Source organism: Xenorhabdus entomophaga, from assembly GCF_037996725.1.
GTDB lineage: Bacteria > Pseudomonadota > Gammaproteobacteria > Enterobacterales > Enterobacteriaceae > Xenorhabdus > Xenorhabdus khoisanae.
Genome location: NZ_JBBMXH010000576.1, coordinates 1 through 213 on the forward strand (window position 1 = coordinate 1; position 213 = coordinate 213).

1 pseudogene is annotated in these 213 nt (G+C 37.1%); it reads left to right on the top strand.

What is annotated here, in order from left to right:
- Positions 1–213: pseudogene (locus tag AAC854_RS24120) on the top strand (IS630 family transposase); the annotation flags it as partial.

The window sequence follows — 213 nt, forward strand, 5'->3', positions numbered from 1 at the left end:
ACGTATTCATCAAGCATTATCGCAAACATCAAAAGAAAATCCCGTATTTTATGAGGATGAAGTCGATATTAATTTCAATCCCAAAATGGGTTCAGATTGGTACTTCAAAGGGCAGCAAAAAAGGATTATCACACCGGGGAAAAATCAAAAATATTACCTTGCGGGTTGTTTTGATATTCAAACCGGAAAAATCGTCTATACGGGCTACAGCAG